This window comes from Propionibacterium sp. (genome assembly GCF_047719395.1).
Lineage (GTDB): Bacteria > Actinomycetota > Actinomycetes > Propionibacteriales > Propionibacteriaceae > Propionibacterium.
Window position 1 is genome coordinate 11,366 of sequence record NZ_JBDNTB010000062.1, and the last position, 4,422, is coordinate 15,787.

Consider the following 4,422-nt stretch of genomic DNA (forward strand, 5'->3'; position numbering starts at 1 on the left):
GAAATAGGCACCGTCAACGGCGGCACATTCCAGAACTACCAAGGCGGAACCATCTACTGGGCTCCCGGCGTCGGAGCCCACACCATCCCGCTTGGGGCGATCCGCGATACGTGGGCGTCGAACGGGGCCGAACGCGGCTCTTTCGGCTATCCCACCAGCAATCAGAACTCTGACGGTCAGGGCAATGCCTCCCAGAGTTTCCAGGGGGGGACCCTGTATCTGTCCTCTGGGCAGGTTTCCACCCAAAACGGGACTGGGGGCGCCGCCGCTGCTAGCGGGTCAAGCCAGTTGTCCGCTTCGGACCAGGCTCTGGCAAACAAACTCACCGGCCTCGGCTTCTCAAATGCAGATTCCCTGGTTCGGGCCTCCAACGACACGAAAGTGCCACTGGGTATCGCGGCAGCTCTCATCGCCAAGGAATCGATGGGCCAGAACGTGTACGGAAGCGACTGGGGTGGAACGATGGCCGGGGCCGGCCAGGTGACGCAGCAGAACTTCACCAACCAGTTCCTGCCCGCGGTGCTGGCAGGTGCCACATCGAATGGTGTGGGGCCGACCCAGATCACCTACTTCGGTTACTTCCGGCAGAATACGAACTACCCCTGGTGGGATCCCTACTCGAACATGTGCTTCGGTTTGAACATCATCGGCGGATACCTCAACGGCAACTACTCCGATGATGCGCTGATCGCGGCAGGATCCCTGTACAACTCAGGGTCCACCACCGGAACGGCCTCCACCTACGGTGCCAGCTTCGATCAGCTCGCGGTGACCTACACCCAGATGCTCACGAGCTAGAGACGAGGCCCAAGTCCTCGAGCGAACGCGCAGTTGGCCGGATGGCTGTTGTCTGCTCTGACCATGCGGGCTGGATCGGCCCCTTGGTAGTCTTCGGGGGTGAGTTCACTTCTCGTCACCGGCGGTGCCGGCTTCATCGGTTCGAACTTCGTCCACCATGTGTTGGACCACACAGACGACACGGTGGTGGTGCTCGACAAGCTCACCTATGCGGGCAATATGGCCTCGCTGGCGGGGCTGCCCGAGACGCGTTTTCGCTTCGTCAAGGGTGACGTCTGCGACCGGGACCTTGTCGACTCACTGGTTGCCAAGGCGGACGCTGTGGTGCATTTCGCCGCCGAATCGCACAACGACAACTCGCTGAACAATCCCGAGCCGTTCATCAGGACGAATCTGTACGGCACCTTCAGCCTGCTGGAGGCGGTGCGACGTCACGAGGTGCGCTATCACCACATCTCCACCGACGAGGTCTACGGCGACCTTGAGCTGGATGATCCCGAGAAGTTCACTCCCGATCGTGCCTACAACCCGTCGAGCCCGTATTCGTCCACCAAAGCCGGTTCCGACCTGCTGGTCCGTGCGTGGGTGCGCAGCTTCGGCGTGCAGGCCACCATTTCGAACTGCTCCAACAACTACGGGCCACGCCAGCACATCGAGAAGTTCATTCCTCGCCAGATCACCAATGTCATCGATGGCATCCGCCCCAAGCTCTACGGAGCGGGTCTCAATGTTCGCGACTGGATTCACGTGGACGACCACAATGCCGCTGTGCTCACCATCCTCGACAAGGGTCGGATCGGTGAGACCTATCTCATCGGCGCGAACGGCGAGCTGGACAACAAGACGGTGATCGAGAAGATCCTCGTGGCGATGGGCCAGTCGGCCGATGCGTACGACCATGTCAACGACCGCCCCGGGCACGACAAGCGCTATGCAATTGACGCCTCCAAGCTGCGCGACGAGCTGGGCTGGCGCCCCCACTACACAGACTTCGACGCCGGGCTGGAACACACCATCGACTGGTACCGCAACAACGAATCCTGGTGGCGCCCCCAGAAGGCCGCTACCGAGGCCAAGTATGCGTTGCAGGGACAGTGATCCAGGACCAGTGACGATGGGCTGCGAAGATTCCAACACACTCGAGTACTCCAAAACTCTCGGTGTCTCGACGACGCCGATCCCGGGTTTCCTGCGTGTCGACCTGACCGTGCACGGCGACAATCGCGGCTGGTTCAAGGAGAACTGGCAGCGCGCCAAGATGGTCGAGCTGGGGGTTCCGGATTTCGGGCCGGTGCAGAACAACATCTCCTTCAACGACGAGGCAGGCGTCACCCGCGGCATCCACGCCGAGCCCTGGGACAAGTTCATCTCGGTAGCCACCGGACGCGTGTTCGGGGCCTGGGTAGATCTTCGCGAGGGTCCCTCGTTCGGGGCGGTCTACACCTGTGAGATCGATCCCTCTGTCGCAGTCTACGTGCCACGTGGGGTCGGCAACGCCTACCAGACGCTCGAACCGAACACCGCCTACAGCTATCTGGTCAATGCCCACTGGTCGCCCAAAGCCGAGTACACCTTCCTCAACCTCGCCGACGAGACGGTGGCCATCGACTGGCCCATCCCCCTGGACCACGCAATCCTGTCTGACAAGGACAAACTGCATCCACGAATGGCTGAGGTGACGCCCTTCCCCACCGGCAAACAGAGGGTGCTCGTCACAGGGTCGAACGGTCAGCTCGGTCGCGAACTCATGAAGCAGCTCCCCGCAGCAGGTTTCGAGGTCACCGGTGCAGGCCACGTCGATCTGGACATCACCGACGCGGCCGCGGTGCAGGCCTTCGACTGGTCCGGGATCAACATCATCGTCAATGCTGGCGCCTGGACCGATGTGGACGGCGCCGAAACCGATGAGGGACGCAAGAAGGCCTGGGCATGCAATGCGGTGGGCCCGGCGAATCTGGCCCGCGTGGCGAACCAATACGGCCTCACCCTGGTGCACATCTCGACTGACTATGTCTTCGACGGCACGCAGAGCCCGCACTCCGAAGACGAGGCCCTGAGCCCACTCGGGGTCTACGGGCAGTCCAAGGCTGCAGGTGACATGGCAGTGACGTCCGCGACCAGGCATTACCTGGTACGGACGAGCTGGGTGATCGGTGACGGCAACAATTTCGTACGCACGATGGCCGGCCTCGCGGCCCGCGGCATCTCACCGAAGGTGGTGAACGACCAGATCGGCCGGCTCACCTTCACCGAGGACCTCGCCGCAGGCATCATCCACTTGCTCAGCACCAAACCTGACTACGGCACCTACAACCTGACAAATGAGGGTGAGGCGATGAGCTGGGCGGATGTGGCCAAGCTTGTCTTCACGGGCACAGGCCACGATGCAACCCAGGTGACGGGCATTTCGTCGGCCGAGTACTTCGCCGGCAAAGTGGCGGCTCCCAGACCGCTCAACAGCTGCCTCGACCTGACCAAGCTGGAGGCCACTGGATGGCTTCCGAAACCGACTATCCAGAGGTTGCACCAATACCTCAAGGCCTGAACCATCAGCCATGATGATCTCTCACATGGCTTCACCGCCAGATGAGGATGTGTCCACCCACTAGATTGAGTCTGAAGACATGTGGGACGGGTGGTCCTCGGTTGCCCACAACACCAGAATGACTGCCAACGGCAAGGTACCGTCGGTGTGCGACGAAGGAGCCAAAGATGCGCGGCATCATTCTTGCCGGTGGAACAGGCAGCCGCCTGCACCCCATCACGATGGCCACCAGCAAGCAGTTGGTCCCCGTCTATGACAAGCCGATGATTTACTATCCGCTGTCCACTCTCATGTTCGCTGGCATGCGCGAGATCCTCATCATCACCACGCCCCGAGACGCAGATGCTTTCCATCAGCTGCTCGGCGATGGCTCACGTTTCGGCATTGATCTCAGTTATGCCATACAGGCCGAGCCGAAGGGTCTGGCGCAGGCTTTCACGATCGGTGCGCCTTTCCTCGGAGACCAGAAGGCGGCTCTTGTACTGGGCGACAACATCTTCTACGGCCCTGGTCTGGGTACCCAGCTGACCAAGAATGTGGATGTTGTGGGCGCTGCGATCTTCGGCTACTGGGTCGCCGATCCGCAGGCCTACGGCGTCGTCGAGGTAAATGACGAGGGCTTTGCTGTATCCATTGAGGAGAAGCCCGGGCAGCCCAAGTCGAATCTTGCGGTACCAGGCCTGTACTTCTACGACAACGACGTGGTGCAGATTGCCCGTGTCCTGAAGCCAAGCGCACGTGGTGAGTTGGAGATTACTGACATCAACCGGATCTACATGGAGCAGCAGCAGCTGCACGTGGAAGTGCTGCCCCGAGGCACGGCGTGGCTGGACACTGGCACCTTTGACTCCCTCAATGACGCCAGCGATTTCGTCCGCACCATCCAGGCGCGCCAAGGGCTCCAGGTCGGCTGCCCCGAAGAGGCCGCTTGGCGCAAGGGCTGGCTGGATGACGAGGCGATGCTCCGCCGAGCCGACGACTTCCAGAAGTCCGGTTATGGCGAGTACTTACGGCATCTGGTGACTACCGGCTCTTCGCGATCCGGGGTGTAGCGGGGGGTTGAGTCTGGCTGGCGTGTC

4 protein-coding genes are annotated in these 4,422 nt (G+C 61.4%); all 4 read left to right on the plus strand.

Features of this window, described 5'->3' with window-relative positions; genetic code table 11:
- A partial coding sequence (locus ABF648_RS10410) for an LGFP repeat-containing protein (RefSeq protein ID WP_415632208.1) occupies positions 1-798 on the plus strand: 798 nt, incomplete at its 5' end.
- A 99-nt stretch (positions 799-897) separates the two neighbouring features.
- Positions 898-1,896: a dTDP-glucose 4,6-dehydratase gene (rfbB, locus tag ABF648_RS10415; RefSeq protein ID WP_415632209.1), complete on the plus strand. Its 999-nt coding sequence runs from the start codon at positions 898-900 to the stop codon at positions 1,894-1,896.
- 16 nt (positions 1,897-1,912) lie between these two features.
- Positions 1,913-3,343 (plus strand): dTDP-4-dehydrorhamnose reductase, encoded by a 1,431-nt coding sequence (gene rfbD, locus ABF648_RS10420; protein ID WP_415632210.1) that lies wholly within the window; start codon positions 1,913-1,915, stop codon positions 3,341-3,343.
- Positions 3,344-3,510: 167 nt separating this feature from the next.
- Complete coding sequence (rfbA, locus tag ABF648_RS10425; protein WP_415632211.1) at positions 3,511-4,395, plus strand: glucose-1-phosphate thymidylyltransferase RfbA; 885 nt, start codon at positions 3,511-3,513, stop codon at positions 4,393-4,395.
- Positions 4,396-4,422 lie beyond the last annotated feature (27 nt).